The sequence below is a fragment of the Intrasporangium calvum DSM 43043 genome (assembly GCF_000184685.1).
GTDB lineage: Bacteria > Actinomycetota > Actinomycetes > Actinomycetales > Dermatophilaceae > Intrasporangium > Intrasporangium calvum.
The window spans coordinates 3,710,554-3,735,553 of sequence record NC_014830.1; the positions used below are offsets into that span (position 1 = coordinate 3,710,554).

Sequence of the window (25,000 nt, forward strand, 5' to 3'; positions counted from 1 at the left end):
GAAGAACTCGGCGGCCGCTCCCCGTCAGCCTCGGAGGTCGGGGAACTGCTCGTCGCGCCACTCGAGCGCGGGCTGCGCCGCTCCGGTGGCGTCCAGCTCCTCCTCGCGTCCGCGCAGCTCGACCCGGCGGATCTTGCCCGAGATCGTCTTCGGCAGCTCGTAGAACTCGATCCGGCGGACGCGCTGCCACGGCGCGAGCCGCTCGCGGGCGTGCGCGAGGATCGACCGGGCGACGTCCGCTCCGGGCTCGTAGCCCGCGACGAGCGCCACGTAGGCCTTGGGCACGGCGAGCCGCACCGGGTCCGGCGACGGGACGACAGCCGCCTCGGCGACGGCGACGTGCTCGATGAGGACCGACTCCAGCTCGAAGGGGCTGATCTTGTAGTCGCTGGCCTTGAACACGTCGTCGGTCCGGCCGACGTAGGTGACGTAGCCGTCGTCGTCCACGGAGGCGACGTCGCCCGTGTGGTACCAGCCGCCCTCCATCGCCGCTGCGTTGCGCTCGGCGTCGCCCTGGTAGCCGGTCATGAGGGGGACGGGTCGCTTCGACAGGTCGAGGCAGATCTCGCCCTCGACGGGGCCCCCTCCGTCGGGCGGGGGGACGAGGACGTTGGTCAACGGGTCGACGACGGCGACGGGCACCCCGGGCAGTGGTCGGCCCATCGAGCCGGGCTTGACCCGCGCGCCGGGCGTGTTGCCGATGGCGGCGGTCATCTCGGTCTGGCCGAACCCGTCGCGGATCGTCATCCCCCACGCCTTCTCCACCTGGGCGATGACCTCGGGGTTGAGGGGTTCACCGGCCCCGATGACCTCGCGGAGCGAGCCGGGGCCGCCGGACAGGTCGGCGTTGATGAGCATCCGCCACACCGTCGGTGGGGCGCACAGCGAGGTGACCTCGTGGGTGCGCAGCACGCGGAGCAGGGCGGCCGGGTCGAACCGCGAGTAGTTGTAGATGAAGATCGTCGCCTCGGCGATCCACGGCGCGAAGAACGAGGACCAGGCGTGCTTGGCCCAGCCGGGGCTCGAGATGTTGAGGTGGACGTCGCCGGGGCGCAGGCCGATCCAGTACATCGTCGAGAGGTGGCCGACCGGGTAGGAGCGCTGGGTGTGCTCGACCAGCTTGGGCTTGCTCGTCGTGCCGGAGGTGAAGTAGAGGAGCAGGCGGTCGTCGGGTCCGGTCCCCGGGTGCGTGGCCGGCTCCGGCTGGGTCGGACGGGTCGGCGCCCATGGCGATGCGCAGGTAGTCACCCGGTACGTCGTCGAACTTGTGGCACTCCGTCGCGTTCGTGATGACGGCTCGGGCGGCTCCGCGCTCCATCCGGTCGACGAGGTCCCCCGGACCGACTGCGACGGTGGTGGGCATGATGACGGCGCCGAGCTTCATGACGCCGAGCATCGCCTCCCACAGCTCGACCTGGTTGCCGAGCATGAGGACGACGCTGTCGCCCTTGCGGACCCCGAGCCGCGCGAGGTGGGCGGCGACCTGGTCGGAGCGCCGGGCCATCTCGTCGAAGGTGAGGGTCTGGACCGACTCGTCCTGCTCGACGATGGTCAGCGCGGGCTTGTCGTTGCCGCGCGCGACGGCGTCGAACCAGTCGACCGCCCAGTTCCACCGGTCGCCGACGTCGGGAAAGGCGAACTCGGACACGGCCCGGTCGTAGTCCTCGCGGAGCTCGACGAGGAGGTCGCGCGCCGCGCGGTAGGTCTCGGTCACGCCGGGAGTGCTGTCCATGGTCGCCGTCATGGCAAAACTCTAGGACGTCCTAGCAATCTGCATGCGTGACATCGCCCACACCCCTGAACACCCCGTCACTCCTCGGCCAGCTCGGGTCGGTCCCGTCGGCGCCCGTCCGAGCCCAGCGGCATACGGCCGTCGTCGTCCTCCTCAGCCGTCTCGTAACCCGGCCGGCCGTGCGCAGCCCGCCCCTGCGCGACCAGGCGTCGGCGCGTGTCGTCCTCGTCGATGAGCCGGTTGATCAGCTGTTGGACGTGGTTGCTGTGCGGGATGTTCCGCAGCTGCTCGTCGGGGCTGTCCCCCGCCGACTCGATGCGCAAGGACCCCGAGTTGATGATCCGGTCGACGAGCGACTGCTCGAACGAGACGTCGGTGATCTTCGAGAGGGTGATGTCCTTGCCCGACTTGCGCAGGATGCCGCGGCGGACCATGACCCGGTGCGACGTCACGACGTAGTGCGTCGTCCGCCACCGGAGGAACGGCACGACCACGGCAGGCACCGCGATGAGCACCGCGACCGCCACGAGGACCCACTGCAGGAGGTCGCCGCGCGAGTCGTCGGGCGTCGCGACGACGGCGAACCCGGCTCCGGCGGCGAGCACGAGGCCGAAGAGCACCGGGCCGGCCACGGTGAGCCAGTGCGGGTGGATGCTGCGCTCGACCCGCTCGCCCTGGGCGAGGACGTTCTCGGGGAATCCCATGCCGCCAGCCTATTGCGCGCCGCTCCCCCGCGCCCTCCCCGCAGGACACCCAGGGCCGGTGCGGTCCGCCCTAAAGCGGCCACACCCCAGAGGTCCCACGCCGGTGGCTCGTCACGAGGTGGGTGTCGATGATCCCCACCGCCTCCATCAGGGCGAACATCGTCGTCGGCCCGACGAAGGCAAAGCCCTTCTTGCGCAAGGCCCGGGACAGCGCCTTGGACTCGTCGGACACGGTCGGCACCTCCGACTGCTCGCCGGGCCTCGGCGTCTCCGCCGGCTGGAACCCCCACACGAAGTCGACGAGGCCGCCCTCGTCGCGCAACGCCACCGTCGCACGTGCGTTCTGGATCGTGGCGGTGATCTTCATCCGGTTGCGGACGATGCCCGCGTCGCCCATGAGCCGCTCGACGTCGCCCGCGCCGAAGCCCGCCACCACGTCGGGGTCGAAGTCGGCGAAGGCGGCCCGGAAGCTCGGCCGTTTGCGCAGGATCGTCGCCCACGACAGGCCCGCCTGGAAGCCCTCGAGACAGATCCGCTCGTAGAGTCCCTGCTCGTCGCGGACCGGCACCCCCCACTCCGTGTCGTAGTAGTCCCTGAGGAGCGGGTCCACCGAAGCCCACGCAGGGCGCGCCAGCCCGTCAGCGCCAATGACCGTCATGGTCCGACGATAGGGCGACGAGCCGACAGCCTGCCGCCCATGGGAGCTGTCGTATGCCGCCGGGCTCAGTCCCCGAGGACCGCTCGCATCGCGCGGGCGACCTCGTGCGCCGCGGGCCCCGGCTCGGCCTCGAGCCCGGCGATCGCCCCCATGCGGTCGGCCGGCGACCGGTTCTGGCTGAGCTTCGCCTTGGCCGAGACCGCCTCGACCCGCAGCTCGACGCCGACGACGGCCCGGAGCTGGCCCTCGACGTAACGCTCGGGCGCGTCGGTGACCGCCCACGGCTCGGCGCGGTGGTCCTCGTGACGATGGGTGAGGCGGGTGACGACGTCGCGGACGAACTCGAGGTCGTCGTGGACCGTCACCGGGCCGCTCAGCTGGACCTCGCTGTAGTTCCACGTCGGCACCGTCCGCCCGTGCTCCGCCTTGGACGGGTACCAGCCCGGGGACACGTACGCGTCCGCGGCGGTCACGACGATGACTCCCGGCGAGCCGGCGGCGATGCGTCGCCAGTGCTCGTTCGCCCGGGCGAGATGGGCGAGGACGCGACCGTCCTCGACCACGAGGGGCAGGAGCGTCACGTCCGGGCGGCCGTCCGGACCGACCGTGACGAGGTGGCCCGCGGGGTGGGCGTCGAGGAAGTCGGCGGCCGCGGCGGCGTCCATCGCGTTGAAGTGGGGTACGTACACACCGACATTGTCAGGGCAGCGGAGGGTGGTTGGGCAGACCGTGCGGATGGGAGCTGGAGCAGAGGGGCCGGTCCGTGAGCCGGAGCAGATCGGCTCGCGGGACCTCACCACGTGGCCGACCCGGCTGGGGCGGCTCCTCGTCACCGCGGGGGCCGAGCTGGGTCGACGCCTGCCGTGGGTGGGCCGGCTCTACGGGTGGTCCACCGCCAACGTCGCGTTCGTCGTGTTCGCCGGTCTGGCGCTGGGCGTGGCGGTCGCCCTCACCCGGGCCGCCGCCGAGGTCTACCAGGCGGTCACCGACCACAACGGCATATCGACGATCGACCAACCCGTGCTCGACGCGGCGGTCGGGCAGCGCACTCCCCGGCTCGACGAGGCCGTCACGTGGTTCACCGACATCGGTGGGCCGGTCGGGATGCCGGTCCTCGTCGCGGTCGTCGTCGGCCTGCTCGCCCTGCGGTGGCGGACCTGGCTCCCCGTCGTCGTGACCGTCGTCGCGGCTGCGGGCTCGCTCCTCATGACGATCGCCACCAAGGGCCTGGCCGCCCGAGCGCGTCCTCCCGTGGCGCTCGCGGTGCCGCCCTACGAGTCCTCCCCCAGCTTCCCCAGCGGGCACACCCTCAACGCGACGGTCCTCACCGCTGTGGTGGTCTACCTGCTCCTCCTCCGGAGCACCGCGACGTGGCACCGCGTCCTGGCCGTCCTCGCCGGCCTGGTGTTCGTCGTCGCCATGGGCCTCAGCCGGGTCTTCCTCGGCCACCACTGGCTCACCGATGTCGTCGCCGGATGGGCGCTCGGGCTCGCCTGGGCGTTGGCCGTGATCACGGCGCACCGGTTGTTCCTCACCCTGCGGCCTCGGGACGAGGGCCGCGGAGCCGACCCGCGTCCGGGCTGACGGCCAGACTCGCCGGCTTGGGCCTTTCCGGCCGGGCCGGCCCCAGAATGGAGATGTCCGCGCGGCTGCGCGGCTCCGACCGCAAGGAGTGTCATGCGCAGTCTGGCCACCTCGGACCGGCGGTTCGCCCGCGCCCTCTCGCGCACCATCGCCACGGTCTCGACCACCTCCCATGCGCGAGAGGTGCTCCAGGTCTTCTACCGGATGGGCGCCTCGCCCACCAGGATCGTCCCGGCAGTGCGCACCTCACCCAACTACCGCAGCCGGCGGTTCGAGGCGGACGAGCCGTCGCTCCGACCCCGGCTGCGCGCGCAGACGAGCGCCCTCCTCGCGGCGATCCGGGTGCACGGGCGGGGGCGCCCCGTCGGCGCCGTGCCGCGCGTCGTCCCTCGGCTCCCTGAGCAGGCGGGCGACCTCGCGGTCACGTGGTACGGGCACGCCACGACGCTCCTCGAGCTCGACGGGGTGCGCATCCTCATCGATCCCGTCTTCGGCGAGCGGGTCTCCCCCTCGGAGCGCTTCGGCCCGCGGCGGCTGCACCCGGTGCCGGGGCCGATCGAGGACCTGCCCGGCGTCGACGTCGTGCTCATCTCGCACGACCACTACGACCACCTGGACGCGCCGTCGATCGCGACGCTGGAGCGCACTCATCGCCCGCATTACGTCGTGCCCCTCGGCGTCGACTTCCACCTGCGGGCCTGGCGCGTGCCCACGGACCGCATCACCGCGCTCGACTGGCGCGAGTCCACCGACCTGTCCGGGCTGCGCCTGACCTGCACCGAGGCGCGCCACAACTCGGGCCGTGGCCTCGTCGACAGCCAGACGCTCTGGGCCGGCTGGGCGATGCACGGCCCCCGTCACTCCGCCTACTACGCGGGCGACTCCGGGACGTCGAAGCGGTTCGCCCACATCGGGGCCGACCTCGGTCCGTTCGACGTCACGCTCCTGCCGATCGGGGCCTACGACCCGTTCTGGCCGGACCTGCACCTGGAGCCGGAGCAGACCGTGGCGGCGCACCGCGACGTCAACCGCATCGGCAGCGCGGCCGAGGCGGTGACGGCAGACGCTGCGGGCGTGGCGGACGGCTTCATCGAGGGAGACCAGCGGATCGACACGCCCGGCGGGGCCCACGAGGAGGGCGAGACGACCACGACGGGCCGGCGCGCCGCGACCGCGGCCCGCACGTCGGTGCTCTTCCCGGTCCACTGGGCGACGTTCAACCTCGCGATGCACTGGTGGGCCGAGCCGATGCGCCGGGTTCGCCGCGCCGCTGCGGCGGCCGAAGTCCCCGTGGTCTCTCCGCGGCTCGGCGACCGCGTCGACCTGACCCAGGCGGAGCCCGACGTGGTCGCCGCCACGTACGCCGACCCGTGGTGGGACGAGTGCTCCGCACCCGAGGACCGTGACTGAGCGGCCCTCGGGGGCACGGTTCGGGGAAGGCGGGTTACCGTGGCCCGTGACCATGCTCAGGACTGCGGCCGCCAGGTCCGGCAGACGGTTCCCGATCCTGCGTCGGCTCGGGGCCCCGACGACGGCCCTGCGTGACCGGGTGCGGTCGTCGGCGCACTACCGGGACGGCCAGTTCCGGTCGCACGAGCCCACCCACTGGGTCCCGGCACCCGAGGGTGAGGGGCTGGGCCACCCGGCGGTCGCCGCGTATCGCGCGCGCGGCCGCGGCCGCCCGCAGGGCACCATCCCGGTCGAGCGGCCGGAGTGGCCGGACGCGGCCGCCGACCTCGCCGTCACCTGGCTCGGCCACGCGTCGAGCCTGGTCGAGCTCGACGGACACCGCCTCCTCCTGGATCCCGTGTTCGGTGACCGGGTGTCGCCCTCCGGCCTGGTCGGACCGCGTCGGCTCCATCCCGTCCCGTGCACCGTGGCCGAGCTACCACCGCTGGACGCGGTGCTCATCAGCCACGACCACTACGACCACCTCGACGAGCCCACCATCGCCGAGCTGGAGCGCACCCATCGCCCGCGCTACGTCGTTCCCCTGGGCGTCGATCTCCACCTGGAGACCTGGGGCGTTCCTGCGGAGCGGATCACGGCCCTCGACTGGCGCGAGGCGACGACGGTCGGCGGCCTCGTCGTGACGTGCACGGAGGCGAGGCACTTCTCGGGCCGCGGCCTCGTCCGCAACCAGACCCTCTGGGCCGGGTGGGCCCTGCGCGGTCCCCGGCACGCCGTCTACTTCGCCGGGGACTCCGGCCCGACCCACCGTTTCGAGGACATCGGGCGCGACCTCGGCCCCTTCGACCTGACCGTGATCCCCGTCGGGGCCTACAGCGAGCACTGGCCGGACATCCACCTCGACCCCGCCCAGGCGGTCCGCGCCCACCTCGACGTCAACCGCGGGGACGCCACGGGCTCGGCCCTGCTGCCGGTCCACTGGGCGACGTTCAACCTCGCCATGCACTGGTGGTCCGAGCCGATCAGATGGGCCCGCCGCTGCGCCGACGAACATGCCGTCTCCCTGCTGACACCGCGGCCGGGCGGCCGCATCTCCCTCGATGAGGGCGTCGGGGTCGCGGGGGTGGCTGAGGCGTGGTGGGAGCCGTGCGCGGCCCCCGAGGACCACGACTGAACCCAGGGCCGTATGCCGCTGGGCTCGCTCCCCGGGGGGCCGCGCGGTCCCGCTCCGGCGGGTCAGGACGTGGGCAGCACGAAGGCGAACGTCGTGTCCCCCGGACGGCTCGACAGCTCCACCCGCCCGCCGTGGGCCCGGGTCACGGCCGCGACGATCGACAGGCCGAGGCCGGTGCTCCCCCCGGCCCGGGTGCGCGCGTTGTCCCCGCGGGCGAACCGCTCGAACACGTTGGGCTGGAGGTCGATCGGCACCCCCGGACCGTCGTCGTGGACGGAGATCCGCACCCGGTCGCCCTCGGGCCTGACGGCGGTGGTGACCCGCGTGCCGGCGGGAGTGTGGGTGCGGGCGTTGGCCAGCAGGTTGGCGACGACCTGGTGCAGCCGCGCGGAGTCGCCGCGCACCTCGACCGGGTCGGGCGGCAGGTCGAGGTCCCACCGGTGGTCCGGCGCGGCCGCGTGCGCGTCGCTCACCGCGTTGACGACGAGCATCGACAGGTCGACGGGCTCGGACGCGAGCGGGCGACCGGCATCGAGCCGCGCCAGCAGGAGCAGGTCCTCGACGAGGGAGCCCATCCGCCCGGCCTCCGACTCGATCCGGCTCATGGCGTGCGTGACGGACTCGGGCAGGGCGTCCGGCTCCCGCCTCGACAGCTCGGCGTAGCCCTTGATCGACGCGAGGGGCGTGCGCAGCTCGTGCGACGCGTCCGCGACGAACTGGCGCACGCGCTGCTCACTCCGATGGCGCGCGTTCAGGGCCTCGTCCACGTGGTCGAGCATCTCGTTGAACGCCGCACCGACCTGCCCCACCTCGGTCCGGGTGTCGGTGTCCTCGGGTGCCACGCGCTCGACGAGCTGCACCTGGCCCTGGTGCAGGGGCATCCGCGAGACGCGCGTCGCCGTATCGGCGACCCGGCGCAACGGCTCCAGGCTCCGCCGGACGATCCACGTGCCGAGCCCACCGACGAGGAGGACGCCGGCCGCGACGCTCGAGGCCGCGATGAGGACCATCCGGGCGAGGGTCGCGTCGGTGGGTGCCATCGAGAGCCCGACGACCAGGGTGACGGGGACGAGGTCGTTGCCGCTGCGCAGGTTGGCCTGCTCGGCCACCATGCGGAAGCGGCCGAGAGCGCCACCCAGGTCGACGGTGCGGGGGGTCGAGCCGAGGTCGGCCGCGGTGATCGCGGCCAGGGCGGTGCCGCCGAGCTTGGTGTCCCGCTCCGGCGAGAGGACCCAGCCGAGGGCTGAGCCGGGGGTGAACTGGGCGACGAGGCTGTCGGCTCCCGGACCACCACGCCTCATGTCGTTGTCCATCATCCGCGGCGCGTGCATCGAGGCGCGCAGCTGCTCGTCGACCTGGGCGACGAGGTGCTGGTTGAGCGCGGCCACCGTGACCGCCGCCGTGGCGAGACTGAGGACGGTGAAGAGGGCCAGCATGGCGGCCATCAGCTTGGCCCGGAGCGTCCAGGTCGACAGCGGCCGGATCCGCGCGCGCACCGTGCCGAGGGCGGCGCGCGCTCGGTCGGCCGTGTCGCGGGTGGCCGTCGGTGCAGGGGTGGACGTGGCCTCAGACGGCTGGTCTGAGGACATAGCCGGCTCCTCGCATCGTGTGGATCATCGGGTCGCGCCCGGCGTCGACCTTCTTCCGAAGGTAGGAGATGTACAGCTCGACGACGTTCGCCTGGCCACCGAAGTCGTAGTTCCAGACCCGGTCGAGGATCTGCGCCTTGGACAGGACCCGGCGGGGGTTGCGCATGAGGTAGCGGAGCAGCTCGAACTCGGTCGCCGTGAGGTGAATCTCCTCGCCGGCCCGGTAGACCTCGTGGCTGTCCTCGTCGAGCGTCAGGTCCCCGACGACGAGCACCGAGTCCGATGAGCTGACCGACATCGTCGTCCGCCGCATCAGGGCGCGGACGCGGGCGACGACCTCCTCCAGGGAGAAGGGCTTGGTGACGTAGTCGTCCCCACCAGCGGTCAACCCCGAGACCCGGTCCTCGACGGCGTCCTTGGCCGTGAGGAAGAGCACCGGGACGTTCGGGTTGTCGGTTCGCATCCGACGCAGCACCTCGAGCCCGTCGAAGTCCGGCAGCATCATGTCGAGGACGACCGCGTCGGGGTCGAACTCGCGGGCCGCCCGGACCGCCTGCATCCCCGTGGCAGCCGCCCGGACCTCCCAGCCCTCGTAGCGCAGCGCCATGCCGAGCAGCTCGGTGAGGTTGGGCTCGTCGTCGACGACGAGCACGCGGACTGCAGACCCGTCGAGGCGCTGAAGTCTGGCAGCCGACGTCTTGCCCTGGTTGGTCATGGGACTCATCGAACTCCCCAGCCCTGTGCCTTGACCAGCCCTTTCCTGTGTGGTTTCTGTGAGCCTGCTGTCCCCCGTCACGCCCGGTCTGGTTCCCGCAGGGCCGGTTGGCGGACAGGGGCCCTGCGGGAGTGTCAAGATCGGGCCGTGACGACACGTGTGCCCGACGAGCCCACCCAGCCCACCCAGCCCACCCAGCCCACCCAGCGTGGGCAGCTGAACGACCAGGACCGCGACGAGCCGCACGATGACTCGATGGGCTCGCGAATCAACTGGCTCCGGGCGGCCGTTCTCGGAGCCAACGACGGGATCGTGTCGACCGCCGGCGTCGTCGTCGGCGTGGCCGGCGCGACGAGTGACAAGGCGGCCATCATGATCGCCGGGCTGGCCGCGCTCGTCGCCGGTGCGATCTCGATGGCGGCCGGAGAGTACGTCTCGGTCAGTACGCAGCGGGACTCGGAGCGCTCCCTGCTCCAGCTGGAGCGCCACGAGCTGCGCGAGGATCCCGACGGCGAGCTCGAGGAGCTGACCCAGCTGTACGAGGCCAAGGGGATCAGCCGGCCCCTCGCCGAGGACGTCGCCCGCGAGCTCACCGCGCACGACGCCCTGGCCGCCCACGCCGAGGTGGAGCTCGGTATCGACCCCGACGAGCTGACCAACCCGTGGCATGCTGCCTGGGCCTCGATGGCGGCCTTCACCACCGGGGCGGTGCTGCCCATGGTGACGATCACCTTCGCCCCGGCCGAGCTGCGCACCTGGGTCACGGTGGTCAGCGTCGTGCTCGCGCTGGCGCTCACCGGCTGGCTCGGCGCCCGCCTGGGGCACAGCCCACGACTGCGCCCCGTGGTCCGCACCGTCACTGGCGGGCTGCTCGCCATGGGCGTCACCTATCTCATCGGCGCCCTGGTGGGCACCACGCTCGGCTGACCGAGCGTCGCCGCCCGGCCGCTGCTCCGGCGGGCGGGGTGGATCTCGGCGAGTGCGTCGCTGCGTGGGTGCACGGGTGGGGTAAACTCGACGCGTCCAGAGAGCGTGGACGTCGACCCGGACTCCCGGCCATTCGGCCCCATCGGCATTCGCTGGGATCGATCTCGACGCACGTGTGGACATCGGGCTGGCTGTGCCACCCGAGAGCCGAACCTTCGGTGTGACCCCGCTGCTCAGGGCTACCGCGTCGGGACGGCCCGCACATCGCATCACCAGGAGGAAGATGCCCACGCGAGTCCGCCAACGGTCCGCCACCAGCTCCGCGAGCGCTGCCGGTCCTGCAGGCACGAACGGCCCGTCACGCTCCCGGTCGACCCAGCGAGAGGACGACCCGGCACCGATCATCCCCATCCTTGCGCGGCGGGTGCGCGAGGTGGAGGCCCGAGTCACCTCCAAGGGACGGGCCACGCCGACGAACCGGACCAAGTTCCAGGTCGTCGCCCTGCTCATGCGGGCCGAGCGAGCGCGGGTCAAGGACGCCCCGATACCCGGAGGGCTCCGCGCCGACCTGCTGAAGCGACTCGACGGCATCGCCGGCATCCTCGCCCAGATCGCCGCTCGCGACACCAGCCTGCTCGCCCTCCTCGACCCCGCGGCGAAGCCCGGCCCCGCCGCGCAGCAGATGCGCCGCGACTGGCTGCTCGAGTCCGGCGCCGAGCTGGCTCCGGAGGACCTCGTCATCACGCGGCCCGAGCCGGTCCAGTCGGTCATCCCCCCTGAGCTCGCGGCCAAGCAGGTCACCCCCCAGTCAGTGCCGGCTCGCGTGCGGGCCAACCCGTTCCTCACCCCCGATGTCTCCGCCGCCCACCGTCAGGAGTACGTCGGACGCCTGACGGGCTGGGAGCTGCTCGGACCGCTCTACCGCGCCTTCGAGCAGGGGTCCGGTGGCGAGGCCGCGTCGATGGACCTGCCGCCGAAGCCGCGCATCGACCGCTTCTCCCCGCCCGGCTCGCAGCTCATGGTGCACCAGTCGCGCTTCCTCCAGGCGGTGCAGCAGGGCCACCGGACATTCCTCCTCGCGGACGAGCCCGGACTCGGGAAGACGGCCCAGTCCGTGCTGGCAGCGTCGGTCGCCGACGCCTATCCCATGCTGGCCGTCGTCCCCAACGTCGTGAAGATCAACTGGGCGCGCGAGGTCGAGCACTGGACTCCGCAGCGCCGGGTGACCGTGATCCATGGTGACGGCGAGGACGTGGACGCGTTCGCGGACGTCTTCGTGGTCAACTACGCCATCCTCGACCGGCACTTCGGCTGGCTGTCCACCTTCGGCTTCCGGTCGATGGTCGTCGACGAGGCGCACTTCATCAAGAACATCCAGTCACAGCGGTCGCAGCAGGTCCTCGCCCTGGCCGACCGGCTGCGCGCGTCGGCTCCGGGCGGCAACCCGCTCCTCATGGCGCTGACCGGCACGCCGTTGATCAACGACGTCAAGGACTTCGACGCGATCTGGCGGTTCCTCGGCTGGATCAAGGACGGCAAGCCGGTCGCCGACATCGTCCGGCGCCTCGACGAGACCGGCTACACCCCGATGGACCGAGCGTTCTATCCGGAGGCCCGGCAAGCCGTCATCGACATGGGCATCGTCCGGCGACGCAAGGTCGACGTGGCGAGCGACCTGCCGGACAAGCGGATCGCCGACATCACCGTCGAGCTCGACGACGAGGCCGGCCGCTCCATCGAGCGGGCCGAGCGGGCCCTGGGTGAGCGACTGGCCCGCCGATACCGAGCCCAGCTCGCCGAGGGCCACGGCCACGAGGTCGACGGCGAGCCCGACGAGGCACTGCTCCGTCGGGTCGCGATGGCGGAGCTCAAGGCGCCGTCGGGCGAGGGCACCGGCGAGAACGTCTTCACCCTCGTCCGACGCATCGGGCAGGCCAAGGCGTCCCTCGCCGCCGACTACGCGGCGCAGCTGTCCCACTCGGTCGGCAAGGTCGTCTTCTTCGCCAAGCACATCGACGTCATGGACAAGGCCGAACGGATCCTGGCGGACGCCGGGCTGCGGACCGTCTCCATCCGGGGTGACCAGACCGCCAAGCAGCGACAGGAGGCGGTCGACGCCTTCCAGAAGGACCCCGAGGTCTCGGTGGCGGTGTGCTCCCTGCTCGCGGCCGGCGTCGGCGTCAACCTGCACGCCTCGTCGAACGTCGTGCTCAGCGAGCTCTCGTGGACGGCCGCGGAGCAGCAACAGGCGATCGACCGCGTGCACCGCATCGGTCAGGACGAGCCCGTCACGGCGTGGCGGATCCTCGCAGCGGGAACCGTCGACTCACGCATCGCCGAGCTCATCGACGCCAAGCAGGGGCTCGCGGCGCGCGCCCTCGATGGCAGTGACATCGAGGTGTCGAACACCGACACGGTCCAGCTCGACGCCCTGGTGACCCTGCTCCGGCAGGCCCTCGCCTGAGAGCCGCCGACCGCGGGTCACCCGAGGGGACGGCTCAGTCTGGCGTCTGGGTCGACTCCCGCCGGGTCTCCTCCGGATACTCGGTGCGCTCGCTCGACTCGTCGAGGATGGCCGCGGCCTGAGCCTCGGGATCGTCGCTGCCCACCGCTTGCTCCTCGGGGAGCAGCTCGGCGCGCTGGGAGATGTCGGACTCGTCAGGTTGTCCACTCATGCCCTGACCGTAGCAACCCGGCCCACATCGAAAGAGCAGTTCGTCCGCCCTCCTTCGGCTCGCCGCCGGAGTCAGCCACGCCGGGGCGGGACGAACTGCTCTTTCGATGGGTGGGGGTCCGCGATGCAGGCGGGACGAACTGCTCTTTCGATGGGTGGTCAGGCGTCAGGCACGTTGGCGTCGAGCTCGTCGAGCCACGCCGCCCCCGAGGCATCCGAGGGCATCCGCCAGTCACCTCGCGGCGAGAGGGAGCCACCCGCTGCGACCTTGGGGCCGTTGGGCAGCGCCGACCGCTTGAACTGGTTGGCGAAGAACCGCCGGAGGAACACCTCGAGCCAGCGCCGGATGGTCGCGAGGTCATACTCCGCACGCTCCGCAGCGGGATAGCCGGCCGGCCAGTCCCCGGACTCCGCATCGTGCCAGGCGTGCCAGGAGAGGAAGGCGATCTTTGACGGGCGGTAGCCCCATCGCAGCACGTGGTAGAGGTTGAAGTCCTGGAGCGAGTAGGGCCCGATCTGGGCCTGGGTCGACTGCGGCTTCTCCCCCTCCTTGGCCGGGATGAGCTCGGGCGTGATCTCCGTCGCGAGGATGGAGAGCAGCGTCGCGTTGACGTGCTCCTCGAACTGAGCGGATGACACGACCCACCGGATGAGGTGCTGCATCAGGGTCTTCGGGACGCCGGCGTTGACGCCGTAGTGCGACATCTGGTCGCCCACCCCGTAGGTGGACCACCCGAGGGCGAGCTCGGACAGGTCTCCCGTGCCCAGCACGATGCCGCCGCGCTGGTTGGCGATCCGGAAGAGGAAGTCGGTGCGCATCCCGGCCTGGACGTTCTCGAAGGTGACGTCGTAGACCTCCTCGCCCCGGGCGAACGGGTGGTCCATCCCCTTGAGCATCTCCGTCGCGGCGGGCCTTATGTCGAGCTCCTCCCACGTCACCCCGAGCGACTCCATGAGCCGGATCGCGTTGTCCTTCGTGTGCGCGGAGGTGGCGAAGCCCGGCATGGTGAAGGCGAGGATGTCACTGCGCGGTCGTCCGAGGCGGTCCATCGCCTTGGCCGCCACGATCAGCGCGTGCGTCGAGTCGAGGCCGCCCGAGACCCCGATGACGATGCGCGGCTGGCCGATGGCCCGGAGCCGCTGCTCGAGCCCCGACACCTGGATGTTGTACGCCTCGTAGCAGTCGAGGGCGAGGCGCGCCTCGTCGTCCGGCACGAACGGGAAACGGTCGACCTTGCGCATCAGGCCGATGTCGCCGCCGGGGGGGCCGACCTCGAACTCGACGGTCCGGAAGCCCGAGACGCGGTCCGTGAGCGTGCGCCGGTTGTCGTCGAACGTCCCCATCCGCATCCGCTCCTGGCGCAGCATGTCGAGGTCGATGTCGGCGACCGAGCGCCGCGGCCCGTCGGGAAAGCGCTCGGTCTCGGCCAGGAGCGTCCCCCGCTCGTAGATCATCGTCTGTCCGTCCCAGGACAGGTCGGTCGTCGACTCACCCTCACCAGCGGCGGCATAGAGGTAGGCGGAGAGGCAGCGGACCGAGGCGCTCCGGCAGAGCAGGTGGCGGTCCTCGGCCCGGCCCACGGTGATGGGTGAGCCAGAGATGTTCACGAGGATGGTCGCCCCCGCGAGCGCCGCCTCGGCGCTGGGCGGCACCGGGATCCACATGTCCTCGCACACCTCGACGCCGAGGACGAACCCTTCGAGGTCGGTCGCGCGGAAGAGCAGGTCCGTCCCGAACGGGACCGACCACCCGGCCACCTCGATGGTCTGGCCCCGCTGGTCGTCGCCCGCGCCGAAGTGCCGCCGCTCGTAGAACTCCCGGTACGTCGGCAGGTAGGCCTTGGGCGCGACTCCGAGGATCGCGCCGCGGTGGATGACGACGGCGCAGTTGAAGACTCGGGCGCCCCGGACGAGCGGGGCGCCGACGACGAGGACCGGCAGCAGCTCGGCGGACGCCTCGACGAGGCGGGCGATCGCCTCCTCGGCGGCGTCGAGGAGGGGGTCCTGGAGCAGCAGGTCGTCGATCGCGTAGCCGGTGAGGCACAGCTCCGGGAAGATGGCGACCGCCGCTCCCTCGTCGCTGCACGCTCGGGCCTGCTCGAGAACGGCGTCGGCGTTGCGGGCCGGGTCTGCCACCGCGACCGGCAGGGTGCAGGCAGCGACTCGGGCGAAGCCGTGGGCGTAGGAGCTGGCGAAGTCCATGGGGACAGTCAATCCCACTCGCGCCCGGAGACCGCGGAGGTGGCCCTCCTCACTACGCTGTGACCGAGCCGGTGATCCACCTCGCACGGGTCCCGTGGACCGCGAGAGCGACTACTACACTGAGTAGTACCTGAAGATCCGGGAGCCAGCCACCAACGAGGGAGACTGAGATGTACGAGATCGAGGACGACGGTCCGACGCACGTCCTGCACCCTGAACAGTCCTGGGACTTCCTCCGGGCCCGGGAGTTCGGTCGGCTCGCCTTCCATCTCGTCGGCGAGGTTCACATCGCCCCGATCAACTACGCCGTGGATGCGGAGGACCGCATCATCTTCATCACGAGCGAGGGCAGCAAGGTCTTCGGTGTCACGGCGAATCCCGACGTCGCCTTCGAGGTCGACGAGATCGTCGACGACCGCGCGACGAGTGTCATCATCCGGGGCCGGGCCCGCATCCTCGAGGGGCAGGACGCCTACGTCGTCGAGCAGCTGCCGATCCGCCCCTGGGTGCCGAGCCCCAAGACGGTGGTCGTCGCCATCCGGGTCGACGAGATCTCGGGCCGCTCGTTCGACCTGAGCCGTCCCTGGCTCCACGACATCCCGCGGGCCTAGCCGCACCGGCCGCGGTTCAGGTCCGGTCGGGGCGGACCAGGGCGGTGCCGACGCTGCGGGTCATCGCGATGAAGACGAGCAGCCAGGCAGTGACCGCGACCCAGAGCCAGCTGGACCCAATCGCCTCGACGATCGGCAGCCGATCGGCCCGTCCCAGGTAGATGCCGGCCACGGCGTACATGCCCAGGGGGAAGATGATGCTCCAGAGCGTGGGGACGTAGACCAGCGGCACCTTGCGGACGTAGTGGCGCCAGACCCCCGCGGCAACGAGCACCGGGATGAGCCAGGTCGCGAAGGCCCAGAACACGACCGACAGCCCAGCCACCAGGCCCTGCGTCGCGTCCGCCATCGGCGCTGACTCCATCTCGACGATGCGCGCGCCGGCGACCACCGTGATGGCCACGGCCCCCATCGCCACCCAGTACGGCGGGTCGAAGTCCTTCGGGTCGAGCTCGTAGAGCATGATCCGCAACGCCACGATGATCGCCGAGGCCGCATACAGGAAGACGCCGACCGACCACGAGAGCACCGCCAGGATGGCCAGCCAGGCGCGGGCATCCTCCATGACCACCTCGAGCGTCGCGGCCGACACCGCGACCGACTGGCTCGCGACGACCCAGATGAACCAGGTGCCGTTGGCGAGCGCCACCGCCGGCCGCTCCGCTCGACTGAGCACCGCGCTCCACGGGATCACGTAGCCGAGAACCAGCCAGACGCTGAACGAGACGACGAGCAACCAGGCCGTCAGCGAGTACCAGCCCTCGGCGGCTGCTCGCGCACCGAGGACGTTGGTGCCGGCCACGAACGTGAAGAACCCGAACGCCCGCTTCGGGTCCTTGAAGTCCTCGACCATGGCGTGCCGGAACGACGCGAACCGCCACAGGTTGAGCCCGAGCAGCACGACGTAGGCGACGATGCAGACCGTGAAGAGCAGGACCGAGAGAAGGCGAAACCCGGTTAGCCCCAGTCCGATCGAGATGATGCCGCTCGCCATGACCAACGCGAAGTAGCCAGGGGTGAGTCGCTCCACCAGGCCACCCACGCGACCCGGCGACGACTGCGCAAGCGAGCTCAGCGGCATACGGCCTCCTCTTGTTCTCAGCCGACCGCGTCCCGGGCCGCGATGAACGCGTCGACACACGCGCGGACGTCGTCCTCGGAGTGGGCCGCGGACAGCTGCACCCGGATGCGCGCCTTGCCCCGCGGCACGACCGGGAAGCTGAACGCGATGACGTAGACGCCACGGCCGAGCATGTGGTCGGCGATGTCGGCGGCCCGTCGCGCGCCGTCCTCGCCGGGGAACATGATCGGGCGGATCGGGTGGGTGCCCGGGAGGACCTCGAAGCCCGCCTCGCGCATGAGCCGGTCGAACAGCTCGGTGTTGCGGGCGAGGGTCTCGCGCTTCTCGCCGGACGACTCGACGAGGTCGAGCGCTGCCGTCGAGCCGGCCACGACCGCGGGCGCCACCGAGTTGGAGAAGAGGTAGGGCCGGGACCGCTGGCGCAGCAGGTCGACGACCTCCTGGTGGCTCGCGACGTAGCCACCCGACGCGCCGCCGAGCGCCTTGCCCAGCGTGCCGGTGATGATGTCGACGCGGTCCTGGACCCCGAAGAGCTCCGGCGTGCCCTTCCCGCCGCTCCCGACGAAACCCACCGCGTGCGAGTCGTCGACGAAGACCATGGCGCCGAACTCCTCTGCGAGGTCGCAGATCCCGTCGAGCGGCGCGTAGGAGCCGTCCATCGAGAACACGCCGTCCGTGACGACGACCTTGCGCTCCGCGCCGGCGGCGACAGCGGCCTCGAGCTGCGCGCGCAGGTCAGCGAGGTCGGCGTTGCGGTAGCGGTAGCGCATCGCCTTCGAGAGGCGCACGCCGTCGATGATCGACGCGTGGTTCAGCTCGTCGCTGATGATGGCGTCGCGCTCCCCGAAGAGGACCTCGAAGACGCCGCCGTTGGCGTCGAAGCACGAGGAGTAGAGGATGGCCGCGTCAGTGCCGAGGAAGTCGGCGATCTTGCGCTCCAGGGCCGTGTGCTGGGTCTGGGTGCCGCAGATGAAGCGGACCGAGGCCATCCCGAAGCCCCACTCGTCGAGCGCCTTCTTGGCCGCCTCGATGACGGCCGGGTCGTCGGCCAGCCCGAGGTAGTTGTTCGCGCAGAAGTTGAGTGCCTCGGCCTTGAGGGTCGTCACGTGCGCCGACTGCGGCGACGTGAGCTCGCGCTCGTTCTTGTAGAGGCCGGCGTCGTTGATCTCCTGCAGGGTTGCCGCAATGTCGTCCTTGACGGTGCCGTACATCGGTGTCCTTCGCGGGTGGGTCGGGTGACAGAGGCCAGCGTATGCCGCTGGGCTGGCTTCGCGCACCGGGGCCGCGGTTCCGTTGTGGGAACGGTGGAAGGCGAACCCGCAGGAGCTGGCTGGTTGTGGATTCAACTGCAGGGCAGGGCAATCCATTCGGATGGGCCGGGGCCGGGATCAGGTCGCCGGAGCACTTTCTCGTCCTTCGGGCCGGGCTGAGCCGGGGGCAGGCGCGAGCCGTCGTCCTCCTGGCTCAGCGCTCGGTCGAACTGCCCGCCACGACGCGGGCCCTACGGGAGGGGCGGATCAGCAACGTCTTCCTCGACACGGCCGGCGGGTGGTTGCTCGGTCGGCCGAGGCTGCCCTCGTGCCGAGCTCCTCGGATCCGGGTGGACTCCCCGCGCTCGCTGACGATCCGGGACCACCGCCGAAGGGCAGCGGCGGGGCTGGACGCCGCTACCGCGGCCCGAGCGGCGACGTGCTCCACCTGTCACTGGTCGACTTCACTCCGCGTCAGGGCGCTGCACCGGTCCTGTCCGACGGCTGATCTCAGCGGCGGAGCCGGGCGAGCGCCGGCGTGACGTCGCGGCCCTGTGCCTCTGCGACCAGCGTGACCAGAGAGGCCTCCTCCACAGGCCGGGCAGGCCCGGAGGTGGACGAACATCGCGTTCATCGACTGAGTGTCAGGCTCTGCGAGGATCAGCTCGGCGAACTGGTCGGACAGATCGAAACACGTTCAGGTCATGATGTGCCTCGAGGAGTCGGATCTGCCGGTAGGTGGCCGCTCGCCAGCCCCGCCGCTCGTGCCGAGGCGATCGGCGAGGACGTCGATCGGCACCTCGTCCACGAGCAGGGCCACGGCGATGCGCCGCTGGTAGTTGGTCAGTGCGACCTGCATCGCGAGCCGGACCGCGCCGGCCAGGTCGGCTGCGTCCGCGATCGTCTCGGGAGTCACGAGCGCCGAGCCACCGTCCTCGTCGCGGAGCTCGACCTCGCGGGAGGACCACGCCTGGCGGCGGATCTCGTTGGCCGCTTGGAGGATCGCGAACTTGTAGGCCCACGTGGTGAACCGGCTTCGACCCGTCCAGCGGACGACCGACCTCGCGCCCTAGGCTGTCGGAGCATGGAACCTGCCCAACAGCCATGGGCGCGTGACCGGTTCGCGACCGCCCCGGTTGCCCGGCTCGCCACCATCACAGCGGACGGGAGCCCGCACCTCGTGCCGGTGGTGTTCGTGCTAGAGCCCGACCGAGACGTGGTCTGGCATGTCGTCGACGCCAAGCCGAAGTCAACCCGCGCCCTGCAACGCCTGGCCAACATCGGCGCCCACCCTCGCGTCAGCCTTCTCGTGGACCACTACGAGGATGACTGGTCGACGCTCTGGTGGGTTCGCGCCGACGGCGACGCGACGGTCGTCGGACTCGCCCATCCCGAAGCGTCCCCCGCCCTCGATGCCCTCATCCTGAAGTACCCCGCCTACGCCGTCGAGCGCCCCGAGGGGCCGATGGTCCGGGTCGCGGTCGACGCGTGGCGTGCCTGGGCGGCCACCCCGTCGGCAGGACCGTGAACGCAGCAGCGACGGCAGCACCCAACACGAGGACCTTGACGGCAGGGGTCAACCGCGGCACCCGGACGCGGGCACGCGGTGCCGCGAAGAGCCCCCACGCCACCGCGGCGACCAGGGGCAGGCCGAGTCCGTGCCGTCATTCTCCTTCCTCGAGGAACTCCTTCGTCAGCTCGGCGAGCTCGCGCGGGTGGTCGGCGTTGAGCAGCGAGCTGCCGCCCTCGACCGTCGCGAGACGCGAACCGGCCACGGCCCCGAGGACCTGACGGGCGGCGACGATCCCCATCCGGTCGCGCGCCCCGACGACGACGAGGGTCGGCGCCGCGATCCTGCTGACCATGTCGAGGCCGTCGAAAGCGCGCAGGGCGTCGAACACCGCCAGCATCCGGGGCCGGGACACGCCCATGTCGACGAGCTTGCTCTCCGGCAGGAGCCGCAGCGCGAGCTTCTGCATCCGGAGCGCACCGGCGGACGGCCGGACCAGCGGCCCCGCCAGCACGAGCCGCCCGACCAGGTCCGGCCGCTCGACCGCCAGGTGCATGGCCACCGAGCCGCCGACGGACACCCCGAGGACGTCAGCCCGGCGGATCCCCTGCAGCTCGAGCTCCTGGGCCAGCCCCGCTGCGGCGGCGGCGAGGTCGAAGCCCACCGGGTCGCGCGGACGCAGCCCGACCATCCACGGAGCGTGCATCGGCCGGCCGGCGCCGAGCGCCGACACGAAGTCCTGCCAGACGATCGGGGACTGGCCGAGGCCGTGGAGCAGGACGAGCGGACGGGGCCCCGGTGGACCCGGCGCGGCGCCCGAGGGGACGTCGGCACCCGGCGAGCTCAGCGGCATCAGGTCAGCTCCAGTCGAGGACGACCTTCCCGCACTGCCCCGAACGAGCGGTGGCGAAGGCCTCCTCCCACTGCTCGGCGGGGAAACGGTGCGTGATGACCTGGGTGACCGCTGACCGGAAGGTCTCCGAGGTCGCGATCATCTGGGACATGGCGTACCAGGTGTCGTACATCTCGCGCCCGTAGATGCCCTTGAGCGTCAGCATGTGCGTGATGACCTTGCCCCAGTCGAGCTCGTAGGCCTGGTGCGGCAGTCCGAGCAGCGCGATCCGGCCGCCGTGGTTCATGTTGGTGATGAGGTCGGTCACCGCGGGCGCCGCGCCGGACATCTCGAGCGCGATGTCGAAGCCCTCCTTCATGCCGAGCTGCCGCTGGGCGTCGGCGAGCGACTCGCGGGTGACGTTGATGGTGAGGTCCGCTCCGGCCGCCGTCGCGAGGCCGAGCCGGTAGTCGCTCGCGTCCGAGACCACGACGTAGCGCGCCCCGGCGTGCCGGGCGATCGCGGCCGCCATGACGCCGATCGGACCGGCGCCGGTGATGACGACGTCCTCGCCGACCATCGGCCACTGGAGCGCCGTGTGCGTCGCGTTGCCCAGCGGGTCGAAGACGGCCCCGAGATCCGGGTCGAGCTGCGCCGGCTGCACCCAGACGTTGCTCGCCGGGATGACGACGAAGTCCGCGAAGGCGCCGTCCCGGTTGACCCCGATCCCCTGGGTCCGGATGCACAGGTGGCGCCGGCCGGCGCGGCAGTTGCGGCACACGCCACAGACGATGTGCCCCTCGCCGGAGGCGCGGTCGCCGACGGCCACGTGGTCGACGTCCTCGCCGATCTCGACGACCTCGCCGTAGAACTCGTGGCCGATGACGAGCGGCGGCTGCACCGTCGCTGCCGCCCAGTCGTCCCACTCCTGGAGGTGGAGGTCGGTCCCGCAGAGGCCGGCCCGAAGGACGCGGATCTTGACGTCGGTCGGGCCGCACTGCGGCTCCGGACGATCAACCAGTTCGAGGCCGGGCCCCGCGGTCAGCTTGGTGAGAGCGCGCACGAGAAGCAGTGTGCCGTATGCCGCTGGGCTCGGTCGCGCGGCCCGGGCCGGCCCAGCGCGGTGGAGCAGTGGGGCTCTCGCCGATAATGGCCCCGTGAGCGCGAACCGTGACGTCGCCCGGGTCGACTGGGCGCTGGCCCGACTTCGGGTGCTCGGCGAACGGGTGACCCCCGCGCGCGAGGCGGTGCTGCGCGTCATCGACGCCGCGGACCGCACCGACGAGCACCTCACAGCGGAGCAGATCGGCGAACGCGTCACGCAGCTCGAGCCGTCGGTCCACCGGGCGACCGTCTACCGGACGTTGACGTCCCTCACCGATGCCGGGGTGCTCTCGCACATCCACCTCGGCGGCAGCGCGACCGTCTACCACCTCGCCGTGACCCCGGGCGAGCCGGTTCGCGAACCCGGCCCGGCGTCGGTCGGTCCGGTCGACGGCGACCCCCTCGGCGACGGCCCTCTCAGCAACGGCCACCTGCACGTGCAGTGCTCGGTCTGCGGGCGGGTCCAGGACGCGCCGGTCGCCGTGCTCGACGAGGCCGGCCGCCGACTGCGCGAGGAGCTCGGGTTCGAGCTCGACACGACCCACGCGGCCCTGCTCGGCCGATGCGCGGACTGCGGCGGTACCGCATAGGCAAACCGCTGCGACAGGCCTGGTCGGGCCGGTTCAAGCTGCTGGTTCAGGCTCGGTCAGGTCGCGGCGGTAGGCCAGCAGGTCGATCCCTGGCATCGGCTGCCAGTCCCGCTCGGGCACCCGCACGAAGCCGAGTCGCTCGTAGACCCGATGCGCGGCGCGCATCGACGGCTGGGTCGAGAGGGCGACTCCCGTGAGGCCGAGGGCGCGGGCCCGCTCGAGGCACCGGACCATCAGCGCCTCACCGATCCCCTGCCCCTGCGCCGCCGGGTCGACCGCGAGCATCCGCACGTCGGCCTCCCCCGCTTCGGCAATCTCGTGGAACGGCGTCCCCGGGGCGGCGAACGTGACCGTGCCGAGCACGCGCCCGTCGGCGTCGTCCGCCGCGACCCACAGCTCCGCCCCTTCGGCACGCCGGCTCGCGTCGGCCAGGGTCTGCACATACGTCGACCCCTCGTGCAGGTGGCCGCCGCTGAGGTAGGCGCGCACCGTGACCTCGCCGACCGCGGTGAAGTCGTCCGGCACCGCGACCCTGATCGTGAACGCCATGGCCGCGATTGTCACCCAGCCACCTGCTCGACCGCACCACCGTCCCGGGGAGCGAGCCCAGCGGCATACGGCATCGGGACGTTCGCCCCTGCTGCGGCCGCGATGGCGGTGCCTAACCTCCGGTGTGCGCCATGTCACAGGAGGAGGAGACACCATGCGCAAGCAACTCACCGCACTGGCCGTGGGGGCGGCCGTGCTCACGACGGGCCTGCCGAGCGCGGCGGCGGCCGAGGGGCCGGCCCGGCCCCTCAAGGGGTGGTCGGCGCCCGCACCGGATGCCTACGGGCCGCCCGTCGACTGCCCGGAAGGAACGAGCTGGCGGTACGGCCAGACCTCGACCGGGTGGTTCTCACACTTGGGCCGGGTGACCGTCACGGTGACACACTGCACGTACGCGCTCGAGGGGCGGTTCGACCACGGAGCGACGATCCTGACTGCCGCCAACGGCGACCAGGTGTGGATGTCGTACTGGGGGACCTTCCAGCTCGACTCTCTGGAGAACCCGACGCGCAGTGACGTCTCCCTGACGTGGACCATCGCCGGCGGCACTGGACGGTTCGCGGGCGCAACGGGCGACGGGACCGGTACGGCGGTCGGCACGATCTCGGGACCGGACGGCTCCACGTGGGGAACCTGGACCGGCGACATCACCTACGGGACCACGTGAGCTGACCTGGCGCCGCACGTCCTGCGGCGCTTGCGGGGGGCACAGGTTGTCCGGCACCAGGTGCCGGACAACCTCTTGCGAGTGAGTCAGGTGGACCAGCGCAGTCCTCACCGGACGGCTTGGAGGATCCACTGGTTCACGATCTTGCCGTTGTCGAACTGGAAGACCATCAGGGCCGGCCCGAAGGCGCTGTCGAAGGACTGCATCACCAGGTCACCCTTCTGGATCGCCGTGCCCGCGTTGTCCAGGCGGAAACCTTGGTAGTCCCACCAGCTTCCGATGGCCGACGCAATGGCCTGGTCACCGGTGACGAGCCAGGGCTCGTCCGACATCCACGCGACGTTGCTCGACATCGTCGCGTCCGTCGCGTAGAGGCCGGCAATGTCAGGCTTGACACCGCTGTTGACCACGGCCGCGTAGTCGGTCAGCAGCTGGGACACCGTGGTTCCAGCGAGGTCACGTGGGGGTGCAGGGGCTTTCGCCTCGGGCACCGTGGCGCGACCGATGAGGAACCCGGCGGCCAGCCCGACCGCCAGGAGGATCACCATGAGCCAGGCCACCCAGGCGTTCCGCCGGGGAGCGATGGTCTCGGGGTGCCTCATCTCGGACGGTGTGGTCACGGGTCTTTCAATCGTTGCCATGTGTACTCACCTCCTCCCCTCTTCCTCTCCCGTTCCAGCCATATGCCCGTCGGACGGCCCGGTCCAGAGGCAAAGGTCCCCGTCTGGCAGGCAGGACGAAGGGCGGAGTGTCACGCGGGGTTGAGAGGCGGGACGTTCGGCCCTTCCCGGTCCCCGGACGGGCTGGCTGCCACGGCCGGCGGGGAGAGCGTGATCTCCTTCCGACTGCCCGGGGGTGTGGGTCTGGCGGAGGTTCCCGCGGTCGGTCCGGGCCACGCCGCTGCCCCTGTGGCTGCTCGTCCTGGGCAGGGTCATCGGGGCACTCTTCGTCGCTGTGCTGACCCTGCTGGTCATCGCCGCGGTGACGGCCGCGCTCTACCGGCCCGGACTCCCAACCGGCTGGGCCGTGGCCCTGCTGGTCCTGGTCGTGTCAGCCATCGCATTCTGCGTCATCGGGCTGGCCGTGGCCTCGATCGCGCGCACCGCCCAGTCCGCGATCGGGATGAGCCTCGGCACCCTGCTTCCGCTGTGCTTCGTCTCGGACATCTTCGTCATCGGCCCGAAGTTCCCGACGTGGCTCGACACGATCTCGTGGGTCTTCCCGCTGCGGCACGCCTCCAGGGCCCTGACCGACGCCATGACGCCGGGGGTCGAGCTCTGGCCCTCGACCGGCCTGCACCTGCTCGTCCTGCTCACCTGGACGATCGGGGCGGCGCTCCTGCTGAGCCGGACCTTCCGCACGGAACCCGGCGGTCGCCCGACTGCAGCCGAGCACGCTACTGAGCCCAGCGGCATACGGCAGAAGGTGGTTGCTTGA

Annotated in this window: 25 protein-coding genes and 2 pseudogenes; 11 read left to right on the forward strand and 16 right to left on the reverse strand. The window is 71.4% G+C overall.

Annotated features, from left to right (window positions below; all coding sequences use genetic code 11):
* Nucleotides 1–24: 24 nt before the first annotated feature.
* The 4 genes and pseudogenes from INTCA_RS16910 to INTCA_RS16925 form a co-directional block, all read right to left on the reverse strand.
* Nucleotides 25–1,744 (reverse strand): annotated as a pseudogene (locus INTCA_RS16910) (AMP-binding protein).
* A 65-nt stretch (nt 1,745–1,809) separates the two neighbouring features.
* A complete protein-coding gene (locus INTCA_RS16915) occupies nt 1,810–2,436 on the reverse strand; it encodes a PH domain-containing protein (protein ID WP_013494145.1) in 627 nt (208 codons plus the stop codon).
* Nucleotides 2,437–2,506: 70 nt separating this feature from the next.
* Nucleotides 2,507–3,094 (reverse strand): DNA-3-methyladenine glycosylase I, encoded by a 588-nt coding sequence (locus INTCA_RS16920; protein ID WP_013494146.1) that lies wholly within the window; start codon nt 3,092–3,094, stop codon nt 2,507–2,509.
* A 65-nt stretch (nt 3,095–3,159) separates the two neighbouring features.
* The gene (locus INTCA_RS16925) at nt 3,160–3,783 is read right to left on the reverse strand and encodes an FMN-binding negative transcriptional regulator (RefSeq protein WP_013494147.1); all 624 of its coding nucleotides are present in this window, start codon (nt 3,781–3,783) and stop codon (nt 3,160–3,162) included.
* A 46-nt stretch (nt 3,784–3,829) separates the two neighbouring features.
* On the opposite strand from INTCA_RS16925, the gene INTCA_RS16930 reads away from it, so the two are divergent.
* From INTCA_RS16930 to INTCA_RS16940, 3 genes are all read left to right on the forward strand, one after another.
* Nucleotides 3,830–4,678, forward strand: coding sequence for a phosphatase PAP2 family protein (locus INTCA_RS16930; RefSeq protein WP_052338048.1), 849 nt, complete (start codon nt 3,830–3,832; stop codon nt 4,676–4,678).
* Between the two features lie 93 nt (nt 4,679–4,771).
* Nucleotides 4,772–6,088 carry an MBL fold metallo-hydrolase gene (locus INTCA_RS16935; RefSeq protein ID WP_013494149.1) on the forward strand — a complete coding sequence of 439 codons (1,317 nt, stop codon included), beginning with the start codon at nt 4,772–4,774 and terminating at the stop codon, nt 6,086–6,088.
* Between the two features lie 52 nt (nt 6,089–6,140).
* On the forward strand, nt 6,141–7,262 hold the full coding sequence (locus tag INTCA_RS16940; protein ID WP_013494150.1) for an MBL fold metallo-hydrolase: 1,122 nt from the start codon (nt 6,141–6,143) through the stop codon (nt 7,260–7,262).
* Between the two features lie 62 nt (nt 7,263–7,324).
* Here INTCA_RS16940 and INTCA_RS16945 read toward each other — a convergent pair whose 3' ends face one another.
* Both INTCA_RS16945 and INTCA_RS16950 read right to left on the reverse strand, forming a co-directional pair.
* Nucleotides 7,325–8,851: a sensor histidine kinase gene (locus INTCA_RS16945; protein WP_013494151.1), complete on the reverse strand. Its 1,527-nt coding sequence runs from the start codon at nt 8,849–8,851 to the stop codon at nt 7,325–7,327.
* The gene (locus INTCA_RS16950; RefSeq protein ID WP_013494152.1) at nt 8,829–9,575 is read right to left on the reverse strand and encodes a response regulator transcription factor; all 747 of its coding nucleotides are present in this window, start codon (nt 9,573–9,575) and stop codon (nt 8,829–8,831) included. Before INTCA_RS16950 ends, INTCA_RS16945 begins: the two co-directional genes overlap by 23 nt.
* A 150-nt stretch (nt 9,576–9,725) precedes the next feature.
* On the opposite strand from INTCA_RS16950, the gene INTCA_RS16955 reads away from it, so the two are divergent.
* The gene (locus INTCA_RS16955; RefSeq protein WP_013494153.1) at nt 9,726–10,493 is read left to right on the forward strand and encodes a VIT1/CCC1 transporter family protein; all 768 of its coding nucleotides are present in this window, start codon (nt 9,726–9,728) and stop codon (nt 10,491–10,493) included.
* Between the two features lie 283 nt (nt 10,494–10,776).
* The gene (locus tag INTCA_RS16960) at nt 10,777–12,957 is read left to right on the forward strand and encodes a DEAD/DEAH box helicase (RefSeq protein ID WP_013494154.1); all 2,181 of its coding nucleotides are present in this window, start codon (nt 10,777–10,779) and stop codon (nt 12,955–12,957) included.
* Between the two features lie 34 nt (nt 12,958–12,991).
* Here the strand turns inward: INTCA_RS16960 and INTCA_RS19920 are convergent, their stop codons facing one another.
* Both INTCA_RS19920 and INTCA_RS16965 read right to left on the reverse strand, forming a co-directional pair.
* Nucleotides 12,992–13,168, reverse strand: coding sequence for a hypothetical protein (locus INTCA_RS19920; protein WP_013494155.1), 177 nt, complete (start codon nt 13,166–13,168; stop codon nt 12,992–12,994).
* 158 nt (nt 13,169–13,326) lie between these two features.
* Nucleotides 13,327–15,369: an NAD(+) synthase gene (locus tag INTCA_RS16965; protein ID WP_013494156.1), complete on the reverse strand. Its 2,043-nt coding sequence runs from the start codon at nt 15,367–15,369 to the stop codon at nt 13,327–13,329.
* A 170-nt stretch (nt 15,370–15,539) separates the two neighbouring features.
* Here INTCA_RS16965 and INTCA_RS16970 point away from each other — a divergent pair, with 170 nt between their 5' ends.
* On the forward strand, nt 15,540–15,980 hold the full coding sequence (locus INTCA_RS16970) for a pyridoxamine 5'-phosphate oxidase family protein (protein ID WP_013494157.1): 441 nt from the start codon (nt 15,540–15,542) through the stop codon (nt 15,978–15,980).
* Nucleotides 15,981–15,996: 16 nt separating this feature from the next.
* Here INTCA_RS16970 and INTCA_RS16975 read toward each other — a convergent pair whose 3' ends face one another.
* Together INTCA_RS16975 and INTCA_RS16980 are read right to left on the reverse strand one after the other, a co-directional pair.
* Nucleotides 15,997–17,061, reverse strand: a complete 1,065-nt coding sequence (locus tag INTCA_RS16975; protein WP_013494158.1) for a tellurite resistance/C4-dicarboxylate transporter family protein — start codon at nt 17,059–17,061, stop codon at nt 15,997–15,999.
* Nucleotides 17,062–17,078: 17 nt separating this feature from the next.
* The gene (locus tag INTCA_RS16980) at nt 17,079–18,272 is read right to left on the reverse strand and encodes a glycine C-acetyltransferase (RefSeq protein WP_013494159.1); all 1,194 of its coding nucleotides are present in this window, start codon (nt 18,270–18,272) and stop codon (nt 17,079–17,081) included.
* Between the two features lie 367 nt (nt 18,273–18,639).
* On the opposite strand from INTCA_RS16980, the gene INTCA_RS19925 reads away from it, so the two are divergent.
* A complete protein-coding gene (locus INTCA_RS19925; RefSeq protein ID WP_169312932.1) occupies nt 18,640–18,819 on the forward strand; it encodes a hypothetical protein in 180 nt (59 codons plus the stop codon).
* Nucleotides 18,820–19,008: 189 nt separating this feature from the next.
* Here INTCA_RS19925 and INTCA_RS18820 read toward each other — a convergent pair whose 3' ends face one another.
* A complete protein-coding gene (locus tag INTCA_RS18820) occupies nt 19,009–19,227 on the reverse strand; it encodes a hypothetical protein (protein ID WP_052338049.1) in 219 nt (72 codons plus the stop codon).
* 168 nt (nt 19,228–19,395) lie between these two features.
* Here INTCA_RS18820 and INTCA_RS16995 point away from each other — a divergent pair, with 168 nt between their 5' ends.
* On the forward strand, nt 19,396–19,839 hold the full coding sequence (locus INTCA_RS16995; protein ID WP_013494160.1) for a TIGR03668 family PPOX class F420-dependent oxidoreductase: 444 nt from the start codon (nt 19,396–19,398) through the stop codon (nt 19,837–19,839).
* 43 nt (nt 19,840–19,882) lie between these two features.
* On the opposite strand, the pseudogene INTCA_RS20695 reads toward INTCA_RS16995, so the two are convergent.
* The 3 genes and pseudogenes from INTCA_RS20695 to tdh form a co-directional block, all read right to left on the reverse strand.
* Nucleotides 19,883–19,942: pseudogene (locus INTCA_RS20695) on the reverse strand (hypothetical protein); the annotation flags it as partial.
* 33 nt (nt 19,943–19,975) lie between these two features.
* On the reverse strand, nt 19,976–20,674 hold the full coding sequence (locus INTCA_RS17000) for an alpha/beta fold hydrolase (RefSeq protein ID WP_013494161.1): 699 nt from the start codon (nt 20,672–20,674) through the stop codon (nt 19,976–19,978).
* A gap of 4 nt (nt 20,675–20,678) precedes the next feature.
* Nucleotides 20,679–21,716, reverse strand: coding sequence for an L-threonine 3-dehydrogenase (gene tdh / locus INTCA_RS17005; RefSeq protein ID WP_013494162.1), 1,038 nt, complete (start codon nt 21,714–21,716; stop codon nt 20,679–20,681).
* Nucleotides 21,717–21,810: 94 nt separating this feature from the next.
* Here tdh and INTCA_RS17010 point away from each other — a divergent pair, with 94 nt between their 5' ends.
* Nucleotides 21,811–22,347 carry a Fur family transcriptional regulator gene (locus tag INTCA_RS17010; protein ID WP_013494163.1) on the forward strand — a complete coding sequence of 179 codons (537 nt, stop codon included), beginning with the start codon at nt 21,811–21,813 and terminating at the stop codon, nt 22,345–22,347.
* Between the two features lie 33 nt (nt 22,348–22,380).
* Here the strand turns inward: INTCA_RS17010 and INTCA_RS17015 are convergent, their stop codons facing one another.
* Entirely contained in the window at nt 22,381–22,896 is a 516-nt protein-coding gene (locus INTCA_RS17015) for a GNAT family N-acetyltransferase (protein ID WP_041307925.1), read from the reverse strand.
* 154 nt (nt 22,897–23,050) lie between these two features.
* Between INTCA_RS17015 and INTCA_RS17020 the strand changes: the two genes are divergently transcribed.
* Nucleotides 23,051–23,563: a hypothetical protein gene (locus tag INTCA_RS17020; RefSeq protein ID WP_013494165.1), complete on the forward strand. Its 513-nt coding sequence runs from the start codon at nt 23,051–23,053 to the stop codon at nt 23,561–23,563.
* Nucleotides 23,564–23,670: 107 nt separating this feature from the next.
* Here INTCA_RS17020 and INTCA_RS17025 read toward each other — a convergent pair whose 3' ends face one another.
* A complete protein-coding gene (locus INTCA_RS17025; RefSeq protein ID WP_013494166.1) occupies nt 23,671–24,204 on the reverse strand; it encodes a hypothetical protein in 534 nt (177 codons plus the stop codon).
* Nucleotides 24,205–24,418: 214 nt separating this feature from the next.
* On the opposite strand from INTCA_RS17025, the gene INTCA_RS17030 reads away from it, so the two are divergent.
* On the forward strand, nt 24,419–25,000 hold the full coding sequence (locus INTCA_RS17030) for an ABC transporter permease (protein ID WP_013494167.1): 582 nt from the start codon (nt 24,419–24,421) through the stop codon (nt 24,998–25,000).

Bases quoted from the DNA above. Each gene is read 5' to 3' on its own strand.
- INTCA_RS16995 (WP_013494160.1), top strand. From the start codon at position 19,396: ATGGAACCTGCCCAACAGCCATGGGCGCGTGACCGGTTCGCGACCGCC.
- INTCA_RS16915 (WP_013494145.1), bottom strand. From the start codon at position 2,436: ATGGGATTCCCCGAGAACGTCCTCGCCCAGGGCGAGCGGGTCGAGCGC.
- INTCA_RS17000 (WP_013494161.1), bottom strand. From the start codon at position 20,674: ATGCCGCTGAGCTCGCCGGGTGCCGACGTCCCCTCGGGCGCCGCGCCG.
- INTCA_RS16970 (WP_013494157.1), top strand. From the start codon at position 15,540: ATGTACGAGATCGAGGACGACGGTCCGACGCACGTCCTGCACCCTGAA.
- INTCA_RS16945 (WP_013494151.1), bottom strand. From the start codon at position 8,851: ATGTCCTCAGACCAGCCGTCTGAGGCCACGTCCACCCCTGCACCGACG.
- INTCA_RS16930 (WP_052338048.1), top strand. From the start codon at position 3,830: ATGGGAGCTGGAGCAGAGGGGCCGGTCCGTGAGCCGGAGCAGATCGGC.
- INTCA_RS16960 (WP_013494154.1), top strand. From the start codon at position 10,777: ATGCCCACGCGAGTCCGCCAACGGTCCGCCACCAGCTCCGCGAGCGCT.
- INTCA_RS17025 (WP_013494166.1), bottom strand. From the start codon at position 24,204: ATGGCAACGATTGAAAGACCCGTGACCACACCGTCCGAGATGAGGCAC.
- INTCA_RS16950 (WP_013494152.1), bottom strand. From the start codon at position 9,575: ATGAGTCCCATGACCAACCAGGGCAAGACGTCGGCTGCCAGACTTCAG.
- INTCA_RS16935 (WP_013494149.1), top strand. From the start codon at position 4,772: ATGCGCAGTCTGGCCACCTCGGACCGGCGGTTCGCCCGCGCCCTCTCG.
- INTCA_RS16965 (WP_013494156.1), bottom strand. From the start codon at position 15,369: ATGGACTTCGCCAGCTCCTACGCCCACGGCTTCGCCCGAGTCGCTGCC.
- INTCA_RS16980 (WP_013494159.1), bottom strand. From the start codon at position 18,272: ATGTACGGCACCGTCAAGGACGACATTGCGGCAACCCTGCAGGAGATC.
- INTCA_RS16975 (WP_013494158.1), bottom strand. From the start codon at position 17,061: ATGCCGCTGAGCTCGCTTGCGCAGTCGTCGCCGGGTCGCGTGGGTGGC.
- INTCA_RS17015 (WP_041307925.1), bottom strand. From the start codon at position 22,896: ATGGCGTTCACGATCAGGGTCGCGGTGCCGGACGACTTCACCGCGGTC.
- INTCA_RS16940 (WP_013494150.1), top strand. From the start codon at position 6,141: ATGCTCAGGACTGCGGCCGCCAGGTCCGGCAGACGGTTCCCGATCCTG.
- INTCA_RS17020 (WP_013494165.1), top strand. From the start codon at position 23,051: ATGCGCAAGCAACTCACCGCACTGGCCGTGGGGGCGGCCGTGCTCACG.
- INTCA_RS19920 (WP_013494155.1), bottom strand. From the start codon at position 13,168: ATGAGTGGACAACCTGACGAGTCCGACATCTCCCAGCGCGCCGAGCTG.
- INTCA_RS16920 (WP_013494146.1), bottom strand. From the start codon at position 3,094: ATGACGGTCATTGGCGCTGACGGGCTGGCGCGCCCTGCGTGGGCTTCG.